This window comes from Tritonibacter scottomollicae, from assembly GCF_003003215.1.
In the GTDB taxonomy this organism is placed as follows: Bacteria; Pseudomonadota; Alphaproteobacteria; order Rhodobacterales; family Rhodobacteraceae; genus Epibacterium; species Epibacterium scottomollicae.
On record NZ_PVUF01000004.1, the window covers coordinates 108,020 to 126,981 of the forward strand.

Annotated in this window: 20 protein-coding genes and 1 tRNA gene; 10 read left to right on the top strand and 11 right to left on the bottom strand. The window is 63.0% G+C overall.

From position 1 onward, the window contains the following. Positions 1-30: 30 nt before the first annotated feature. The 5 genes from CLV89_RS08415 to CLV89_RS08435 form a co-directional block, all read right to left on the bottom strand. Positions 31-2,451, bottom strand: coding sequence for a GcvT family protein (locus CLV89_RS08415; protein ID WP_106163219.1), 2,421 nt, complete (start codon positions 2,449-2,451; stop codon positions 31-33). 129 nt (positions 2,452-2,580) lie between these two features. Then, complete coding sequence (locus CLV89_RS08420; protein ID WP_106163220.1) at positions 2,581-3,600, bottom strand: GlxA family transcriptional regulator; 1,020 nt, start codon at positions 3,598-3,600, stop codon at positions 2,581-2,583. Positions 3,601-3,635: 35 nt separating this feature from the next. After that, positions 3,636-3,917, bottom strand: coding sequence for a hypothetical protein (locus CLV89_RS08425; RefSeq protein ID WP_106163221.1), 282 nt, complete (start codon positions 3,915-3,917; stop codon positions 3,636-3,638). After that, positions 3,914-5,068, bottom strand: a complete 1,155-nt coding sequence (locus tag CLV89_RS08430; protein ID WP_106163222.1) for an aromatic ring-hydroxylating oxygenase subunit alpha — start codon at positions 5,066-5,068, stop codon at positions 3,914-3,916. Before CLV89_RS08430 ends, CLV89_RS08425 begins: the two co-directional genes overlap by 4 nt. 81 nt (positions 5,069-5,149) lie before the next feature. Further along, positions 5,150-6,064, bottom strand: coding sequence for a LysR substrate-binding domain-containing protein (locus CLV89_RS08435; protein WP_106163223.1), 915 nt, complete (start codon positions 6,062-6,064; stop codon positions 5,150-5,152). A 142-nt stretch (positions 6,065-6,206) separates the two neighbouring features. Here CLV89_RS08435 and CLV89_RS08440 point away from each other — a divergent pair, with 142 nt between their 5' ends. Genes CLV89_RS08440 through CLV89_RS08450 form a run of 3 tightly spaced genes read left to right on the top strand, consistent with a single transcriptional unit; the run spans position 6,207 to position 8,822 of the window. Continuing rightward, positions 6,207-6,977 (top strand): 5-oxoprolinase subunit B family protein, encoded by a 771-nt coding sequence (locus CLV89_RS08440; protein WP_106163466.1) that lies wholly within the window; start codon positions 6,207-6,209, stop codon positions 6,975-6,977. Then, positions 6,974-7,999 (top strand): 5-oxoprolinase subunit C family protein, encoded by a 1,026-nt coding sequence (locus tag CLV89_RS08445; RefSeq protein WP_106163224.1) that lies wholly within the window; start codon positions 6,974-6,976, stop codon positions 7,997-7,999. The genes CLV89_RS08440 and CLV89_RS08445 overlap by 4 nt, the downstream gene beginning before the upstream one ends. Positions 8,000-8,048: 49 nt before the next feature. Next, positions 8,049-8,822 carry a LamB/YcsF family protein gene (locus tag CLV89_RS08450; protein ID WP_106163225.1) on the top strand — a complete coding sequence of 258 codons (774 nt, stop codon included), beginning with the start codon at positions 8,049-8,051 and terminating at the stop codon, positions 8,820-8,822. A gap of 132 nt (positions 8,823-8,954) precedes the next feature. Here the strand turns inward: CLV89_RS08450 and CLV89_RS08455 are convergent, their stop codons facing one another. After that, on the bottom strand, positions 8,955-9,539 hold the full coding sequence (locus tag CLV89_RS08455) for a thiamine phosphate synthase (protein WP_106163467.1): 585 nt from the start codon (positions 9,537-9,539) through the stop codon (positions 8,955-8,957). 68 nt (positions 9,540-9,607) lie between these two features. After that, the gene (thiC, locus tag CLV89_RS08460) at positions 9,608-11,446 is read right to left on the bottom strand and encodes a phosphomethylpyrimidine synthase ThiC (protein WP_106163226.1); all 1,839 of its coding nucleotides are present in this window, start codon (positions 11,444-11,446) and stop codon (positions 9,608-9,610) included. A gap of 468 nt (positions 11,447-11,914) precedes the next feature. On the opposite strand from thiC, the gene bioB reads away from it, so the two are divergent. Then, a complete protein-coding gene (gene bioB / locus CLV89_RS08465; protein ID WP_106163227.1) occupies positions 11,915-12,892 on the top strand; it encodes a biotin synthase BioB in 978 nt (325 codons plus the stop codon). 112 nt (positions 12,893-13,004) lie between these two features. Beyond that, positions 13,005-13,523 carry a DUF2478 domain-containing protein gene (locus CLV89_RS08470; RefSeq protein WP_106163228.1) on the top strand — a complete coding sequence of 173 codons (519 nt, stop codon included), beginning with the start codon at positions 13,005-13,007 and terminating at the stop codon, positions 13,521-13,523. Between the two features lie 249 nt (positions 13,524-13,772). Here CLV89_RS08470 and CLV89_RS22590 read toward each other — a convergent pair. Further along, positions 13,773-13,856, bottom strand: a tRNA-Tyr gene (locus tag CLV89_RS22590). A gap of 119 nt (positions 13,857-13,975) precedes the next feature. Here CLV89_RS22590 and rlmB point away from each other — a divergent pair. From rlmB to CLV89_RS08490, 4 genes are all read left to right on the top strand, one after another. Continuing rightward, the gene (gene rlmB / locus CLV89_RS08475; RefSeq protein WP_106163229.1) at positions 13,976-14,764 is read left to right on the top strand and encodes a 23S rRNA (guanosine(2251)-2'-O)-methyltransferase RlmB; all 789 of its coding nucleotides are present in this window, start codon (positions 13,976-13,978) and stop codon (positions 14,762-14,764) included. Between the two features lie 87 nt (positions 14,765-14,851). Continuing rightward, positions 14,852-15,127 (top strand): hypothetical protein, encoded by a 276-nt coding sequence (locus CLV89_RS08480; protein WP_243394971.1) that lies wholly within the window; start codon positions 14,852-14,854, stop codon positions 15,125-15,127. Between the two features lie 143 nt (positions 15,128-15,270). Next, positions 15,271-15,753: a YHS domain-containing (seleno)protein gene (locus CLV89_RS08485; RefSeq protein ID WP_106163231.1), complete on the top strand. Its 483-nt coding sequence runs from the start codon at positions 15,271-15,273 to the stop codon at positions 15,751-15,753. Between the two features lie 264 nt (positions 15,754-16,017). Next, positions 16,018-16,482: a CoA-binding protein gene (locus CLV89_RS08490; RefSeq protein WP_106163232.1), complete on the top strand. Its 465-nt coding sequence runs from the start codon at positions 16,018-16,020 to the stop codon at positions 16,480-16,482. 371 nt (positions 16,483-16,853) lie between these two features. On the opposite strand, the gene CLV89_RS08495 is transcribed toward CLV89_RS08490, so the two are convergent. Genes CLV89_RS08495 through hisF form a run of 3 tightly spaced genes read right to left on the bottom strand, consistent with a single transcriptional unit; the run spans position 16,854 to position 18,351 of the window. After that, positions 16,854-17,171, bottom strand: coding sequence for a phosphoribosyl-ATP diphosphatase (locus CLV89_RS08495; RefSeq protein WP_106163233.1), 318 nt, complete (start codon positions 17,169-17,171; stop codon positions 16,854-16,856). Next, a complete protein-coding gene (locus tag CLV89_RS08500; RefSeq protein ID WP_106163234.1) occupies positions 17,168-17,590 on the bottom strand; it encodes a hypothetical protein in 423 nt (140 codons plus the stop codon). The genes CLV89_RS08495 and CLV89_RS08500 overlap by 4 nt, the downstream gene beginning before the upstream one ends. Beyond that, the gene (gene hisF, locus CLV89_RS08505; protein WP_106163468.1) at positions 17,590-18,351 is read right to left on the bottom strand and encodes an imidazole glycerol phosphate synthase subunit HisF; all 762 of its coding nucleotides are present in this window, start codon (positions 18,349-18,351) and stop codon (positions 17,590-17,592) included. The genes CLV89_RS08500 and hisF overlap by 1 nt, the downstream gene beginning before the upstream one ends. Before the next feature lie 166 nt (positions 18,352-18,517). Between hisF and CLV89_RS08510 the strand changes: the two genes are divergently transcribed. Next, positions 18,518-18,961, top strand: coding sequence for a DUF302 domain-containing protein (locus CLV89_RS08510; protein ID WP_106163235.1), 444 nt, complete (start codon positions 18,518-18,520; stop codon positions 18,959-18,961). Position 18,962: the final 1 nt, after the last annotated feature.

Below are 18,962 nucleotides of genomic sequence, written 5' to 3' on the forward strand. Positions count from 1 at the left end.
GATCTCATGGCGCAAGGATGTAACCCCTGATCAGGCGCGCAGGCGTTCGCCCTTCGGGTCAAACGGCGGCTCCGAAAGGATCACCGCCTTGTGCGGGCGACCCAGCACCATCACCTCGACCTCGTCGCCCGCTTTTGCACCCTTCACATAGCCAAGCGCCAGCGACATGCCGACGGTGTAGCCATAGGTGCCGGAGGTCACCCGGCCGATGCCGACACCGTCCTTGAAGATCGGCTCACCACCTGTGGCATCGGCGTTGGAGGCGCTGACATCCGCCTCATTCAGATGCAGCAGTACCAGTTCCTCGCGCGCGGGCGTGGCCAGAGCGGCCTCGGCGGCGGCTTTGTTGAGGAAGTCCTTCTGCATCTTGCACAGCCGGTCCAGGCCGACCTCCTGCGGGAAGTATTCGGGGCTGTATTCCCGGCTCCAGGAGCCATAGCCCTTCTCGATGCGCATCGACATCAGGGCCCGGCCACCGACCGGGCCTGCGCCGACGTCGCGCCCGGCCTCGATCAACGTCATGTAAAGCTTTTGCTGGTCTTCTGTGGCGCAGTGCAACTCCCAGCCGAGGTCCCCGGTGAAAGACACCCGCAGCGCCAACACATTGATCCCGTCCAGCATCAGCCGCTTGCTGCGCATGAAGGGGAAATCCTCGGTGGCCAGCGACTCGTTCGTCATGCGCTGGAGCATCTCGCGAGAGCGTGGCCCGGCCACGTTGAAGCCGCAGACCTCCTGGGTCCGGCTCTCAAACGATGTGCCCTCGGGCAGGGGGACTGCGCCGAAGAACCGTTTGTGATAGCGTTCAGCCATGCCGGAGCCGATGACCCAGAACTCGTCCTCGGCGGTGCGGGTGACGGTGAAATCCCCGGCAATGCCGCCGCGTTTTGAAATCAGCGGCGTCAGGCAGGACCGGCCCACCGATTTTGGCATGGTGTTGGCAAAGACCGCGTTGAGCCAGGCTTCGGCGCCGGGGCCCTTGCAGAGGTATTTGGCAAAGTTCGAGATGTCGATGATGCCCGCGCGCTCGCGCAGCATCTTGCATTCCGCGCCCACCGGCGCCCACCAGTTCTGCCGGGTGAAGCCATTGGTGTCCTCGGTGCCGGGCTGATCGGCAAACCACAAGGGGTGCTCCCACCCGGCGTTGAGACCAAAGACCGCGCCCATCTCGCGCTGCATCTCGTAGATCGGGCGGGTGCGGGCCGGGCGGCCAGCGCTGCGTTCCTCGTTCGGGAAGTGGATCGCGAAACGGTGCGCATATTGATCCTGCACGCGGGCCTTGGTGAAGTCCTTGGTGGCCCAGTCGTCAAACCGCGCCACGTCCCAGGCGAACATGTCGTATTGGGTCTCGCCCTCGATCATCCATTGCGCCGCCATCAGCCCCATACCGCCGGATTGCGAGAAGCCGGGGATGATGCCGTTGCAGCAGAAATAGCCCTGCATTTCCGGCACCGGGCCGAACAGAACGTTTGAATCCGGCGACCAGATCATCGGTCCGTTGATGACGCGCTTGATGCCTGCTTCGCCCACCAGCGGCAGGCGCTCGATGGCGTTCATCATGTTCTCTTCGATGCGCTCCAGATCATCCGGGAACAGGTCATGGGCAAAATCGAGCGGCGTGCCCTCTTCGGCCCAGAACTTCATGTTCTTCTCATAGGCACCGACCAGCAGCCCGTTGCCTTCCTGACGCAGGTAGTATTCGCCGTCGCGATCCGACACCGAGGGCAGGCGGCGGTCCATGTCCGCCACTTCCTTGATGGTCTCGGTGACAAAATACTGGTGCTCGGTGGGCTGCAAGGGCAGGTCCAGACCGGCCAGTTTGGCAACTTCGCGCCCCCAGAGGCCGGCGGCATTCACCACCCAGTCGGTGCGGATGTCGCCCTTGGGGGTCTTGACGATCCAGCTGCCGTCTTCCTGCTGTTCGGTGGCGGTGACGGGGGTGAAGCGATGGATTTCTGCGCCGCGTTGGCGGGCGCCGGTGGCATAGGCCTGGGTCACGCCCGACGGATCCACGTTGCCGCCATCGGGTTCATACATCACGCAGCGGATGCCGTCGTAATTCACCAGCGGGTTCAGCTCCTGTGCCTCTTCGATGGAGATCTCGTAGAAATTCATGCCGTAGAGCTTGGCCTTGGCGGCCTGCAGGCGCAGCTGGTGTTCGCGCGCTTCGGTCTGCGCCAGGTAGAGCGAGCCGGGCTGGAACACACCACAGCCCTGTCCTGTCTCTGCTTCCAGCTCTTTATACAGCGTCATCGTGTAGTGCTGAATGCGGGAAATATTGGTGCTGTCGTGCAGCCCATGGATATTGGCCGCCGCGTGCCAGGTGGAGCCGGAGGTCAGCTCGTCCCGCTCCAGAAGGACCACGTCGGACCAGCCGAGCTTGGTCAGGTGGTAGAGGATGGAGCATCCGATGACCCCGCCGCCGATCACGACGGCTTTGGCTTCTGTACGCATGATATTGGTGCTTTCACTGTGCTGGTGGTGGAGGTTGGCTTGCGGATCAGTGTTCCACTGCGGTTGGCTGTGGGACAACGTCGAAAATTCTCATCCCCGCATGAGGTGAAGTAACCCGAAGGCGCGCGGTCATTCCGCCGCCAGAGTGAGGGCCGGCCTCTGCGGCAAGGCATGGTCGCGCAGGGCCGCATTGGCGCGGCTGCGTTGCGGGTCGGCGCGGTCGGCCGAGGGGCTGCGCCCATAGGTGCGCCGGTAGATCGCGTTGAAGGCGCTGGCGGTCTCGTAGCCGACCGAAAAGGCGACCTCCGACAGCGGGGTCTCGGTGTGCAGTACCTTCTGGCGCGCCGCATCCAGCCGCAGCTGGCGGTAATAGGCGCCCGGCGTGGTGGCCATCTCCTGCTTGAAGATCCGTTCGAACTGCCGCAGGGACAGGCCCACCAGATCGGCAGCATCCTGGATCAGCACCCGGTCCTCCAGATGGTCGGCAAAGAACTGCACCGCCTCGCGGATCGGGCGCGGCAGCATGTCCCTTGTCTGGTTGCGCGAATGGCCGGGCAGCAATTGCGGCGCCCCCTCGCTGCGCTGGGTGGCATGCTGGAACCGGCAGGCGACCTCCACGGCGATCTCGGCGCTGGTGTGCTGGGCGATCAGCGCCAGCATGTACTCAAACACCGCCGCCGCGCCGCTGATGCTGATGCGGCCTCGGTCCTCGCAGAACAGGGTGGGGCAGACCTCCAGCCGGGGAAAGCCTTCGCGCACCGCGTCGGCATAGGTGAAATGGACGCTGCATCTCACACCGTCGAACAGGCCGGAGCGCGCCAGTGCAAAGATGGCGCCATTCACCGCGCCGACCTTGCCGCCCTGCCGCAGCAGGCGGCGCAAGGTGGCGTTGCTGGCGGCGGGCTGGGCAAAACCGCCGTCGGCCGCCGCAAAGGTCAGCAGCACATCGCTGCGCGTCACGGTTGCCAATGCGCCCGCCGGGGTCAGGCTCAACCCGCTGCTGGACACCACCGCGCCGCCATCCTCGCTGACGGTTTGCCAGTCGAGGGCCGGGGTGCCGTTGATGTCTTCGGCCACCCGCAGCGCGTCGATCGCCAGCGACAGCGGCGCCAGTGGAAATCCTGGCAGGCAGAGAAAGGTGATGGTCATCGGGGAGGCTCCCAAACTCGGGTGGAGGGACCGTATCACTCCAGCGGCCAGGCGCGGCCATAGGCCACCAGCCTGCGGTTCAATTCATGGGCGCGCGCCACTCCGGCTTCGAGTGCAAAGACGAAGGCCTGCGTCAGGAAAAAACAGGTCGCATCCACATCACCCTCCACCTCCTTGCTGTCGGCGGCGATGGCGTAGAGGTCGACGAGCCGTTCAAGATCATGCTGTGCATGGGCGGCGAGGATGGCCGCATGCAGGGCTGCGGCCTCCTCGGGGCGGATCGTGGCCCAGATTTCGGATGTCCACTCCTGCGTCATGTGGCGCGGCCCGTCTCGATCTGCGTGGCAACCCAATGGTGGAAGTTATGCGTCGGCCCGTCCATTGCAGGCGAGAAGCGCCCGCCGTCGAACATCGGCCCGTGACGGCCCTTCTGCATGCCCTCGACGACAAAGATGTCTTCCTCGAACACCGTCTTCCACAGCTGCGCGTTCTGGTGGCGCATATGGTCGAGACCGGCGGTCTGCTCGCCGGACTTGGCGTAGTAGATCTCGATATGCTCCACCGTGTTTTCGCAATCCTTCGGCTCCAGCACGATGGCGAAGGTATGGTCCCGCTGCACGCCCAGCAGCACGTTGGGATAGACCGCCACATATTCGCCGCCGGTGTCCCATTTGTCGCTCAGGTCGTCGAAGTCCGGAAACACCTCGCCCTCGGCGCCCTGCATCTGGCGATAGACCAGCGTGCCCTGACCGGAATACTTACCGCGGGACTCGATGTTGTAGTGATCCTCCAGTCGGGAATAGCTGTTGAGACCCGGATGCACCCAGGGCAGGTGGTAGCTTTCGCAGTAGTTCTCCACCGCCAGTTTCCAGTTGGTCTTCACCTCAAGCTGGAATGAGCTGTCGATGCCGCCGTGATAGAGCGGCTTGTCGAATTCCTGCCAGCGTTCGATCAGATCGGCGTGGACCTCATCGAAGGGTGCGGCGTTGCCGTCGATATTGACGAAGATCACGTCCTGCCAAACATGGCTGCGGAAGGTGATCAGGCCCAGCTCGTCCATCTTGACGTCTTCATGGGTGTTCTGACCGACGCCGCCCACATGCGGGGCCGCCCGCAGCTTGCCCTTCAGGCTGTAGCACCAGCTGTGATAGGGGCAGCGGATGGTGCCGCGGATGTTCTTGGGTTCGTCCACCAGGACCATGCCCCGGTGGCGGCAGGTGTTCTGATAGACATGCACCGCCCCGTCCTGATCGCGCACCAGCAAGAGCGGCACGCCGAGGAAATCCACCGGCTTGGCGTCGCCGGCCTCGGGGATGTCCTTGCCAAAGCCGATACCGGACCAATTGGCAAACAGCACCGACTGGCGTTCCTCGGCAAAGACCACCGGGTCGATATAATGGGCGTTGGGCAGACCGTTGGCCCGGTTGACCGAGGTCATCACGGACTCGAGCGAACTTGGCTTGTTCATCACACTCTCCTGCAGACTGAAGTTGAGAGAGCATGTGGCCGAGGTCAAATTCGCTCAATATCGGAAAACCTCACTCACAGGTTAGCTGGGTTCATCCGTGATCTCTCGGGCTGTCGCAATGATCCAGTCGCGCAGCATCAGCGCATTGGGCGTCAGCTCCTCTTCCGGCTTGCAGATCAGATAGAATTTTTGCGGGGCGGACAGCACATGCGGCGTCACAATACGCAGGTCTCCCCGGTTCAGCAGGGGGGAGATCAGCTGTTCCCACCCCAGTGTCAGACCGGCGCCGTCCTGAGCGGCCTGCAGCGCGATGGAGTAATTGTTGACCCGAATGCCGGAGGCCACCGGACCCTTGTAGCCCAGCTGGCGGAACCAGTCGTGCCATTTGGTCCAGCTGATGTCATCGCCTTCGAGATGGATCAACCGTTGGCGTGCCAGAACCTCCAGATCCGCGTCGGCCAGCTCCTCGGCCCGCTCCGGAGAGGTCACTGGCAGCAACCGGTCGCGGTAGAGGGGGTATTGGTCAAGCCTCGGATCCCGTTCACGCCCATACCAGATGTAGAGATCCATATCCGCCGAGGTGGTAAAAGCCCGATCCCGCACCACCTGGTTGATGTTGATTTCGGGGTGGTCACGCCAGAAGCGGATGACAGCGGGCGACAACCACAGCGAGGCCATCGCGGTGGTCGAACCGACAGTTACCACGCCGGAAGATCCGTGATCGCGGATGGCCTGCAGGCATTGGGACATGCGGGTGAAGGAGGCCGCCAGCGTATCATAAAGCGTCTGTCCCGGTGGCGTCAGTTCCACCCCGCGATGCTTGCGCTTGAACAGGGTCACGCCCAGTTCGCCTTCCAGCGCCTTGACCTGATGGCTGACCGCGCCCGGTGTGACCGAAAGCTCTTCGGCGGCCTTCTTGAAACTCAGATTTCGCGCCGCCGCCTCAAAGGCGGTGAGCGTTGTCAGCGGCGGCAAATCATAGTGGCGGCGAGACATGGGCGGCGCTCGTAGCTTGAATGAAAGTCACGCGAGTATGGGCGTTCATGCGAGGCTTGACGAGTGGGCTTCCCGACAAATGGCCAGTCACATCCGACATTTGGGTCTGGTGTTTCGGCTTGACCGCTGGCAGTCATACGGCATGACAAACGCGCAGCCCACATCGCCGCCACAGGGGCAGACATCGGATTGGCCACAGGTGGCCACTGCCGGTTTCGACGGTCTTGTCGTGCGGTTTGCCGACACCCTCAGCGAACCCGCCAACCGCGCGGCGCTGGCCTTTCGCGTCGCGGTCGAACGCGCAGGTTGGTCAGCGGTGCAGGAAACCTCGACCTCGCTGGTGTCCACCTATCTGCGGTTTGACCCGCTCGGCACCGCCCACGCCGAGATGATGCAGCAGGTCAAGACCCTGTTGGCGTCGCGCGACTGGTATGATGCCGCGCTGCCCGAGGGGCGCAAGCTGTGGCGCGTGCCGACCGTGTTCGGAACCGATCTGGCTCCGCAGCTGGCTGAGGCCGCAGAGCGTGCGGGGCTCACGGTCGAGGAAGCCGTGCGCCAGATCGCCGAAACACAGCTGCGGGTGCAAACCATCGGCTTTGCGCCCGGGCAGCCCTATCTGGGCGAATTGCCCCCGGCCTTTGATATCCCGCGCCAGACCGACCTGACACCGCAGGTGCCAGAGGGGGCTGTTGTGGTGGCGATCCGGCAGATCGTGCTGTTTTCCGTCACCACGCCGACGGGGTGGCGCCACACCGGTCAGACCCGGTTCCGGCTGTTCCGCCCGGATGCACCCGAACCCTTCGTGCTCCGACCCGGGGACGAGGTGCGGTTTGAGCCGATCTCGCCAGAGACATACGCAGCGCTTGAACGTGACGGCCCTGATGGCGGCGCGACCTGCGAGGTGCTGTCATGACGCGTACGCTGACACTTCATCGCGCCGGGCCGGGGTTGAGCCTGCAGGACCTTGGACGCAGTGGCTACCTGGCCTTCGGGCTGTCTCGGGGCGGGGCGGCGGACAGGTTGGCCGTGTTCGAAGGGGCGGCATTGCTGGGACAGGCCCCGGATCTGGCCGCGATCGAGATGGCGGGCATGGGCGGCGTCTTTGAGGTGTCACAAGACACCCGCATTGCCCTGACCGGCGCCCCGATGCGCGCCGCGCTTGATGACGGGACATCCCTGCGCTGGAACGCCAGCCACTTGCTTCCCGCCGGGGCGCAGCTGACCATCGGCGCGGTGCAGGCCGGATCCTATGGCTATCTGCACCTCGGCGGCGGTATCGCGACAGAGTGCCGCCTTGGCGCGCGCAGCACCCATCTGGCCTCCGGTCTTGGTGCGCGATTGCAGGATGGCGACACCCTCCCGATCGGTCATGACACGGACGGTGCGGTCAACCTCGCACTTGAGCCGGAGCCGCGTCTGGACGGCGGCACCCTGCGTATGGTGCCCAGCCTGCAGACGGATCTTTTTGGCGCGACAGAGCTGGCGCGGTTTCAGGATGTGACATTCACCCGCGACACCCGAGCCAATCGCATGGGGGTGCGGCTCCTGCCTGACGGAGACGGTTTTGCCCTCGACGGCGGTCTCAGCGTGCTGTCGGAGGTGATCGCTCCCGGTGATATTCAAGTCACCGGTGACGGCACGCCTTATGTCCTGATGAGCGAGTGTCAGACCACCGGCGGCTATCCACGCATCGGCTCCGTGTTGCCGTCGGATCTGCCGCGCGTGGCGCAGGCACAGGCCGGTGCGCGCTTCAGCTTCACGCTTGTGTCGCTGGAGGAGGCGGTTGAGCTGGAACGCCGCGCCGCCGAGGATCTGAAACGCCTGCCTGCACGGCTGCACCCCTTGCTGCGCGACCCGGCCAGCATGCGCGACCTGTTGTCTTACCAACTGGTCAGTGGCGTGACAGCGGGCCGCGACCTCGACGATGCGCTCTGACAGCGAAGATGCGCACAGACACTGAAACTGCCAAGGAGGGCCATGCCCGATGACACTGACCGTCGATCTGAACGCCGACATGGGAGAGAGCTTCGGCCCCTGGGTGATGGGGCGCGATGCAGAGGTGCTCGATGTGGTCACCTCCGCCAATGTGGCCTGCGGTGTGCACGCCGGGGATTGGGATGTCATGGCTCAGACCATGGCGGCGGCAGCGGCGCGCGGCGTTGGCATTGGCGCGCATCCGGGCTTTCCCGACCTTCAGGGATTTGGCCGCCGCAAGATGCATTTGCCACACGCCAGCCTGGCGCATCTGGTGCAATATCAGGTGGGCGCTGCGCAAGCGATGGCGCGGGCCGCGGGCACTGAAGTGCGACACCTGAAACTGCATGGTGCGATGGCAAATATGGCATCGGCCGATCGTGACATGGCACTGGCGTGCTACGAGGCGGCGCTGGCGGTCGCGCCGGACATCATCATCATGGTGATGGCGGGCACCCAGCAGCAGGCCGCAGCCGAGGCGCTGGGCTGCAATGTGGCCTGCGAGATATTTGCGGATCGCGCCTATAATGCAGATGCCACCCTGGTTGACCGCTCGCAGCCCGGTGCGGTGATCCACGACGCGGATCTGGCAGGGCAGCGGATCACGCGGATGGTCAAGGATGGTGCGATTCACGCTGAGGACGGCAGCCGCATACCAGCGCGGATCGACACGATTTGCCTGCATGGCGACACGCCCGAGGCGCTGGACATTGCCCGCAGCGTGCGCAGCAGACTGGAAGAGGCAGGGATCACCTTGCGCAGTTTTGCCGGGGCACCGCTCTGACCCTTTGGGTCTCGCGATCCATTGTACAATTTTGCAGCCGGCAAAGGTGCCGCGGCCTGCCGCTTTCCATCCGATAGCCAGCTAACACGATACCGGTTCAGACCACGCGAATGAACCGTGTGGTCTGTGTGTTCAGGCCCCGCAGGCCGTGACCCAGGCGCGGGTTCTGGCCTCGGGGTCTTCGGCGCTCTGAATGTCGGTTGACACGGCGACGCAGTCAGCACCTGCTGCAAACACCGCGTGCAAGCGCTCGATCACCAGCCCGCCGGAGACGACAAGCGGCACATCGCCAAAGGTCTGTTTCCAGCGTTTCAGTTGTTCAAGCGGCTGATTTCCTTCGGATTCCCGCGAGAGCGCGCGTAGATCCAGCGCCACATAAGCCGGGGACAGCGTCAGGGCGTGCTTCAGTTCCGTGTCATCGCCGACGTCCACCCCATAACGCACTCCTGCGCGATGAAGGGCGTCCGTATCAGCCTCCGCCAGATCCTGTTGCGTCAGATGTACAAAGTCACAGTTCAGATCGAGTGCCGCCTGCCAATGCCGGTGGATCACCAGCTGCGCGTCGTGAACAGCGCAGAAATCCCGTGCGCGGGCGATCTGGCGGCGAACTTCGGCCTCTGGTTGCCCCTCGATCCTCAGCTGCACCAGATCCGCACCCTGCGGCACCAGCAACTCCACCCGGCCCACATGCCCGACAATCAGATAGAGCCCTTCTATCCTGCGCTCTCCGCAAAGCCCGCTGTGGGCATTAAGGCCGCGGAAGTGCCGTGCCTGAACCGCGCGGGTCATGTCTCGGCCTCACTCGGTTCTGATGTCGCGTCCGCCACCGGCACATAAAGCGCGCCGCCCTCGCGGAACTTCGCCGCCATTGCCTCGAACCCCTCTTTTTGGGCCTCGGCGCGGATGTCATGGCTGATCCGCATGGAGCAGAACTTCGGCCCGCACATCGAACAGAAATGCGCCACCTTATGCGCCTCTTTCGGCAGGGTCTCATCGTGGAAACTCTGTGCGGTCTCCGGGTCCAGCGACAGGTTGAACTGATCCTCCCAGCGAAACTCGAACCGCGCGCGGGACAGCGCATCATCACGCCGCTGCGCGCCGGGCAGACCCTTGGCCAGATCGGCGGCATGGGCGGCAATCTTGTAGGTGATGACGCCGGTTTTCACATCATCGCGGTCCGGCAGGCCCAGATGTTCCTTGGGCGTCACATAGCAGAGCATCGCGCAGCCAAACCAGCCGATCATCGCCGCGCCAATCCCAGACGTGATGTGATCGTACCCCGGCGCAATATCCGTCGTGAGCGGCCCCAGCGTGTAAAACGGCGCCTCGTGGCAGCACTCCAGCTGCTTGTCCATGTTCTCCTTGATCTTGTGCATGGCCACATGGCCCGGCCCTTCGATCATCACCTGGCAATCCTTGGCCCAGGCGACCTTGGTCAGCTCGCCCAGCGTTTCCAGCTCGGCAAATTGCGCGGCGTCATTGGCGTCCGCGATCGAACCCGGACGCAACCCGTCGCCCAAGGAAAACGACACATCATAGCGGCGGCAGATATCGCAGATCTCCTCGAAATGCTCGTAGAGGAAGCTCTCCTTGTGATGATGCAGGCACCATTTGGCCATGATCGACCCACCGCGCGACACGATCCCGGTGACGCGTTCCACGGTCATTGGCACCATATGCAGCCGCACGCCCGCGTGGATGGTGAAATAGTCGACTCCCTGTTCCGCCTGTTCGATCAGCGTGTCGCGGAACACCTCCCAGGTCAGATCTTCGGCAATGCCATTGACCTTCTCCAGCGCCTGATAGATCGGCACGGTGCCGATGGGCACGGGGCTGTTGCGGATGATCCATTCGCGTGTGTTGTGAATATTGCGGCCCGTGGACAGGTCCATCACCGTATCGGCGCCCCAGCGGATCGCCCAGACCAGTTTGTCCACCTCTTCCTCCATCGAGGAGGTCACGGCGGAGGTGCCCATATTGGCGTTGATCTTCACCTTGAAATTGCGGCCGATGATCATCGGCTCCAGCTCCGGATGGTTGATGTTGGCGGGGATGATGGCGCGTCCTGCGGCGATCTCTGCACGCACGAATTCCGGCGTCACATAGTCTGGGATATTGGCCCCGAAATCCTCCCCATCGCGGCTGCCATGGCAGGGCGACAGCTCACGCAGCTGGTTCTCGCGGATGGCGATATACTCCATCTCCGGCGTGATGATTCCCGCCCGCGCATAGGCCAGCTGCGTCGGGGCGGCATCGCCCTTGCCCCGCAGGGGCGCGGGCCGCACCGGGAACTCCGGCACCAGCCGGTCGCCCGCGACAAAGCCGTTGTCCGCAGGGGTAACATCGCGGCCCTGATAGTCTTCCACGTCGCCCCGGGCCTTGATCCACGCGGCGCGCACGGGCGCCAGACCCTCGCGAATATCGGTCAGGATTTCGGGATCCGTATAGGCCCCGGAACTGTCATAGACCGGCAGCGGCGCCTCGCCAGCGGTCGGATGGGTCGCAATCTCGCGCATCGGCACGCGGATGTCTGCATGCATTTCGCCTGCCACATAGATCTTGCGCGACGCAGGCAATGCGCCCGTCGTGACCTTTGGGGTGATCTTGGGGTTGGGGACGTTCATCTTGGTGCTCCTCGAGTCCATTCTCAAAAAGACACCAATTGAGCCGGGCCGGAGGAAAACGGGGCAGGGGGTACAGATCCCGCCGTGTCAGAGCAGAGGCACCCACCTGTACCGGGCGGGCGCGACTGTCCTAGCTTCCTACGCCAGTATCAACTGGGTCAGGTTCTAAGGGTCGCGTCACCGGGATTTCTCCCCGTCTGCCTCTCAGTCCCCTCGGCGGGACTCCCCTGCGTAGCCCTAGGGGTAGGGGAGGGCACAGCGTGTCGTCAAGGGGTTTCTCGCCGCCGGGAGTGGCATCCATCACAGGCGCACCTATCGCGCAAAACGTGCTTCTATCAAAGCTGAGCGGCGAGAAATTGCGCGGAGCGTCAGATGCCTGCGCGCTTGCGACTCATTTCATATATTATCTATAAAATACAGATTCACCCACGGCGTGTGCCGTTCCACCTATTCCAGCGAGGTTTTTCCATGCTCGATACGCCCCCTATCCGCACCAACTGGACCCGGGAAGAGGCGGAGGAGATCTACGCCCAGCCCTTCATGGATCTGCTGTTTCAGGCCCAGAGCCTGCACCGCCAGATGTTTGATCCCAACGCGGTGCAGAAATCGCGCCTGCTGTCGATCAAGACCGGCGGCTGCGCCGAGGATTGCGCCTATTGCTCGCAATCCGCCCGCAATGGCGCGCAGCTGCCGGCTTCAAAACTGATCGAGGTGCAGCGGGTGATTGCCGAGGCCAAGAAGGCCCGCGATGCCGGCGCCACCCGCTACTGCATGGGGGCCGCCTGGCGTGGGCCCAAGACCCGCGACATGGAGCAGCTGGAGGCGATGATCGAAGGCGTCAAGGCGCTGGGGATGGAGACCTGCATGACCCTGGGCATGCTGGAGCAGGATCAGGTGCTGCGCCTGCGGGATGCGGGTCTCGATTACTACAATCACAACATCGACACTTCGGAGCGCTACTACCCGGAGGTCATCACCACCCGCAGCTTTGCCGACCGGATCGACACGTTGGCCCGGGTGCGCGAGGCGGGGATCAACGTCTGCTCCGGTGGCATTCTCGGCATGGGCGAAGAACGCGGCGACCGGATCGACATGCTGCTAAGCTTGGCCACGTTGCCGGAACATCCCCAGTCGGTGCCGATCAACATGCTGATTCCGATGGCGGATACGCCACTGGCAGACACACCCCCGCTCGATCCGATCGAATTTGTCCGCACCATTGCTCTGGCCCGCATCCTGATGCCCCGCGCGCATGTGCGGCTCTCGGCCGGGCGTACCGAGATGAGCGATGAGCTGCAGGCGATGTGCATCTTTGCCGGGGCCAACTCGATCTTCATGGGCGATACGCTCCTGACTGCCGACAACCCCGAGGAAGACGCGGACGAGGCGCTGTTTGACCGGCTGGGTTTGCGCGCGATGGCGGCGGGCAGTCACGGCACGCGTTAAGGGGGGCTGTGATGGGCGGCTGCGACATCAGCCCCGCCCCACGGCCACTGGCGGGGCGGGCGTTTCCGCGCTATCCTGCGTGTCGCGCAGACGATATGCAAAGGACGATCCCATGCAGCTTGCCTATGTAATGACCGCCGAACGCGGCGCCACCGACCGCCTGCTGACCGCACTTGCGGAACGGCTGGCGGAAAAGGGCATCCGCACCGCCGGCATCGTGCAAACCAACACCGAATGCTACGACAATAAACTCTGCGACATGGATGTGCGTGTCCTGCCGGAGGGCGAGACTATCCGCATTTCGCAATCTCTGGGCGAGGGCGCCCGCGGCTGCCGTCTCAATCCGGACGCGCTGGAGCGGGCTGTCGGCCTTGTGACGGCGGCGCTTGACAGCACGCCTGCACCCCAGGTTCTGATCGTCAATAAATTCGGCAAGCATGAGGCGGACGGGCGTGGCATGCGTCCCATCATCGGCGAAGCGCTGGCCATGGGGCTGCCCGTCGTCTCCGGCGTCAACCGGATGAATGTCGCAGCCTTTGAAGGCTTTGCCGAAGGCACGGCAACAGAAGCGGAACCGGACCTCGACGCGCTGGTCGCCTGGGTCGAGGCGGCAGTGTCGGAACCCGCCTGAAGGGCCCAGCTTATGAACCCGCCTGTCAGGGGGATTGCCTTCATCTTTTTATAAATATCTCGGGGTCCGGGGCAGCGCCCCGGCGACCGCCCCGCCGCGAAAAAAAACAGGGGCCGCGGGCGGGCAACGCACCGCCTGTAGGGCGCGCGAATATCATCTGTGCTGATCGAGAATTGGGGCCGAATGTACAAACGGCGAGCCACCATTCATCCTCGCAACACATTGATATTATGTTTGAAAGAGGAAAAATGGTGGGCGACCCTGGAATCGAACCAGGCGTGCGTCTCCGCGAGGGAGTTACAGTCCCCTGCCACACCTTGCGGCCTGTCGCCCACTGTTAGAAGCATGTTGCACCTAACGTGGAGGCGTGATTACTAGCGCACCAAACGGGCGTCAACCGGAAAAGCGCAACTTTTTTCCGCCGCCTCGAAATTTGTTTTCCGGAGCAAGCCATGAACAAGAAACCCAGCAAGAAACCCGCATGGGTGGTGGACAAGGAAAAGGCCAAGAAAGCCGCCTCGGCAGAAACTGTCTGGCTGTTTGGTCTGCACGCCGTGCGCGACGCACTGCTGAACCCAAAACGCGAAAAGCTGCAGCTTGTGGTGACCCTGAACGCCCAGAACAAGCTGGAAGAGGCCATCGCCGCATCCGGCATCACACCCGAAGTGGTCGAGCCGCGCAAATTCTCGGTGCCGATCGATCCCGGCTCGGTGCATCAGGGCGCAGCACTGGAAGTGAAGCCACTGAACTGGGGCGGGCTTGAGGACAATTGCATCGGTGCTGAAATCCCCCGGGTGCTGCTCCTGGACCGGGTGACCGATCCCCATAATGTCGGCGCCATCTTGCGCTCGGCCGAAGTGCTGGGCGCCTCGGCGGTGATCGGCACCCGCCATCATTCCGCACCGGAGACCGGCGCGCTGGCCAAAACCGCTTCTGGCGCGTTGGAACGCCAGCCCTACCTGCGCATGCGCAACCTCTCCGACAGTATCGTCGCGCTGCAGCAAATGGGCTATCTGGTGCTGGGCCTCGATGGTGAGGCCGAGGAAACCATCGAAGACGCGGTTGCCGGCCGCACCTCCGACCCGATCGCCCTGGTGCTGGGTGCCGAGGGGCCGGGCCTGCGTCAAAAGACCAAGGAAACGGTCGACAAGCTGGTCAAGATCGACGCAGCTGGCGGTTTTGGCTCGCTCAATGTTTCAAATGCGGCGGCGCTCTCCCTATATGCCTCCCTGAAGGGATAAACCCAAAGGAGAACCGGCATCGCACATAAAAGCATCCCCGGCGGAAAGATCATCAGCTGTTGCTATTGCGGCGTGCAGTCGGCCTTTGTGCCGGACAAAACCTTGCACGCGCTGGTCTGCGGCACCTGTGGCGCGCCGCTCTCCGCCCAGAAGCAACGTCCACTGGCCGACCATAAACGCGCCAAGCTGCCAAAGGTCGCCAAACCGCATAAGGCCAAGTCGTCCAAAAAGTCGAAATCCGGCGATTGGACGGTGATGGCGGCAGAGCTGGCGACCGCCAAGCTGATGAAGAAGCGAAAGAAGAAGAAAAAGAAATCCTCGTGGAAAAAGGTCTTTGATGTGATCGAGGACATCTTTGACTGACGCATTCAAAATGGTCTGTGACCTCCGGGCTGCACTTGTGCTCAACTCTCGTCACGAGATGTTCAATTTCCCGTTTCGCACCTTTTCTGCTCGCGCCGGTGCAGGCATTCTGCCGCTGAACGGTATCTGGACGGAGATCTGACTTGCTGCACCTGCGCCTGAAACACGCCCTCACCGGGTTCGGTTTTGCGATCTTTGTTGGGACGGCCTTGGCCCTTTCTCCGGCGTCGCGGGCGCAGGCGGATACGATCTATATCTCGATGCAGGACGGCATCGCCATCGGCGGGTATGATCCTGTCTCGTTTCACACAGCGGATCAGCCGAAAAAGGGAGCGCAGGATCACGCGCTTATGTGGAAAGGTGCGGTCTGGCTGTTTCACACCGCGCATAACCAATCCCGGTTCGAGGCCAACCCACGCGCCTATGCGCCGAAGTTCGGCGGGCACTGCGCCTATGGTATCGCGCGTGGGCGGGTCTTCGACGGCAATCCGATGACATGGGAAATTGTCGATGGGCATCTGTATCTCTTTCACACGCCGCGGGTCGAAGCGTTGTGGATGGCGGAGCGGACCCACATGATCCAGACCGCACATCAGGCCTGGCCGGACGTGTTGGATAAGGATTAGAGGCCTGCAGGCGTCCTGGATTCGTATAATCTGCAGTCATCAAGCCTGTGTCATATTCACAAAATTGAGATTGCCTCTTTTATTTCGGCGCAACAGCACCAGTTTGAGTAGCAGAGTGCGGCCTTGGAACCGTCGCAGATCTTTTTCACTGTCCCTCGTTCCACACCTCGCGCCCGAAGATTCTTCGGGCGCTTTTTTCATGCAGCTTCAGCAGGGGCGGGCTTCGGGCTTGCATAGGGCGCGCGGCTTGCGCACAGTCAGCCCATGTATACCGATGCACTTCTCAAGGACATTCTGACCCGCACCAAGGTGATTGCCGTGGTCGGCGTGTCTCTCAATCCGGTCCGCCCCAGCTACTATGTGGCGCGCTACCTGTCGCTCAAGGGCTATCGTGTGATCCCGGTAAACCCAGGTCACGCGGGCAAGATGCTGTTTGGCGAGACCGTTCAGGCCTCGCTGTCGGACATCGAAGGGGAGGTCGACATGGTCGATATCTTCCGCCGCCCCGAGGCGGTGCCGGCCATCGTGGAGGAGGCCTTGACGGTGTTTACGGACCTGCAGACCATCTGGATGCAGATCGGCGTGGAGCATGCCGAGGCGGCAGCGCAGGCAGAGGCGCGGGGGGTGACGGTGATCCAGAACCGCTGTCCTAAGATCGAATACCAGCGCCTGTTCGGCGAGCTACGCCAGGGCGGCTTTGCCACTGGTATCATTTCCTCCAAACTCTGAAGTCTCGCGCAGAGCAGTGGGCAGTACCGCCGCAGTGCCGACGCATCGGCATCAAGGTGGGGCTCCCGCCCGTCGGGCGCGCATGAGACATGCGCTGCGCCGGTTGGGCCCCGCGCCTTGCCTGACGGCAAGGCGCGGGGTCGGTGCCGCAGGTGTGAGCGCGCGCTGGCAGGTGCACCGGGTATGTTACAGACGGGGAGGAAGGTGCTGGGGAGGCGCTTCAGTGGCAGGTCTGCCCTGAAGCGCCTGTGCAATTCTACTGGGCAAAAGCCCGCCTCAAGGGTGAACCGCGCGTGCCGCGCGGCCGCTTCAGCGGCCCTTGACCCGGGATTGTGCCCGGGGCGGTATGTTTCGAGGTGCGGGGTCGCGGCTCAGGTTTTGGGGCGGGCTGCCTTCTCGGCGACGCCGCTCAGGCCCTGCCGGTCGGCCAGCACCTGCAGCACGTCGTCCAGTGCCACATCGCGTGCCGCCAGCATCACCAGGAAATGATAGAGCACATCTGCGCCCTCAGACGCGAGCCCTGCCTTGTCGTCCTTCACCGCCTCTATGATGGCCTCGATGGCTTCTTCGCCGAATTTCTCCGCACATTTCTCCGGCCCTTTGGACAGGAGTTTTGCGGTCCAGCTGGTGTCTGGATCGCTGCCCTTGCGGGAGAGAATGGTCTGTTCGAGGTCATGCAGCAGGGTCATCCGAGAAAATGCTCCAGTCTTGGATCTTTTATTAGAACCGCATCGATGCAGCTCCAAAACTCAGGCGCATAGCTGGTTTGAAGCACGTCGTCGCGCCCAAGGGGGGTAAAGAGGCTTATTTTGGCTTTCGCCTCATCCGACCAATCCACGAGCGTGCAGCCACCATCTGGGCCAAAGCGAACTTCGGCTTGCGCGCCCCAGCGTTGATCGGAAGAGGCACCCTCTCGCCAATCGCCACAGTAAATTGTGATGATCATGGGGACATCGGGGTGTCCGCTGGACCAACGCGCTGAGTACCACGCCAAGAAGTCGTTGCCCTGATAGAGGTCACCAGTTGCATCTGTGGTGACCGCTCGGCAGCAGTCGCACGGGGTATCGGTAGCCTGCGTCACCTTCACCTCGAGAGACTGCCAATCCATCACTGCAGCCTCATCGGGATGCCATTGGCGATCATGTGTTGCTTGGCTTCCTGCACAGTATATTCGCCAAAGTGGAAGATCGACGCGGCCAGCACCGCGCTGGCGCCCCCTTTGGTCACACCGTCAACGAGGTGATCCAGATTGCCGACACCGCCGGAGGCGATCACCGGCACATCCACCGCATCGGAAATCGCGCGGGTCATCTCGAGGTTGAAACCCGATTTGGTGCCGTCGCGATCCATTGAGGTCAGCAGGATCTCGCCTGCGCCCTTGGCGGTCACAAGGCGGGCAAACTCCACCGCGTCGATGCCGGTCTCGCGGCGCCCGCCATGGGTGAAGATCTCCCATTTTCCGGGGGCGACAGATTTGGCGTCGATGGCGCAGACGATGCACTGGCTGCCGAACTGGTCGGCGGCCTCGCGGATCACATCCGGGTTGGCGACGGCGGCAGAGTTGAACGACACCTTGTCGGCGCCGGCCAGCAGCAGCGCGCGCACGTCGTCCTTGGTGCGCACCCCGCCCCCCACCGTCAGCGGCACGAAGCATTGTTCGGCGGTGCGGCGCACCATGTCGAACATGGTGCCGCGGTTTTCATGGGTGGCGTGGATGTCGAGAAAGCAGATCTCGTCAGCGCCGGCGGCATCATAGGCGCGCGCAGCCTCCACCGGATCACCGGCATCGCGCAGGCCGACAAAGTTCACGCCCTTGACCACACGGCCATCGGCGACATCGAGACAGGGAATGAGACGGGTCTTCAGCATGCGGGTCTTATGGACCGGAACGGGCAGCGGGAAAAGAGGGCAATGCGGCGTGCAGGGCTGGTCCTTGCCGATTTTGGCGATTGACGGCCTTGTGGCTGGTGTGTGCCGGCAGGGCGAGGCAAGATCTGTGCCGATCTGAACCATACTCGTGAAGCAGGAGATTTCGATGAAAACCATTTTGACCGCCGCCGCGCTCTGCGTGATGACGGCGCTGCCGGCTCTGGCAGGCCTTGTTAAGGTTGAGAGCCGCCATTCGGTCGATGCGACGATCAACGCCTTGGAGACCGCTTTGGGTGAGGCTGGTGCGACAGTGTTTGCCCGTGTGGATCACGCCAAGGGCGCGTCTGACATTGGTGCGGAGCTGCCCGACTCGCAGATCCTGATTTTCGGCAATCCGAAGATCGGCACCCCGGCGATGCAGGCTGACATGCGTGCGGGCCTGTTCCTGCCGCTCAAGGCGCTGGCCTATGAGGATGCGGAGGGCAAGGTCTGGCTCACCTATGAGGATCCGGTGATGATGTTCAAGGGTCTGGATATCAAACCGAGCGCTGAGTTCATCGCGGTGATGACCGGCGCGCTGCAGAAACTCTCCACCGCTGCGACGCAATAGA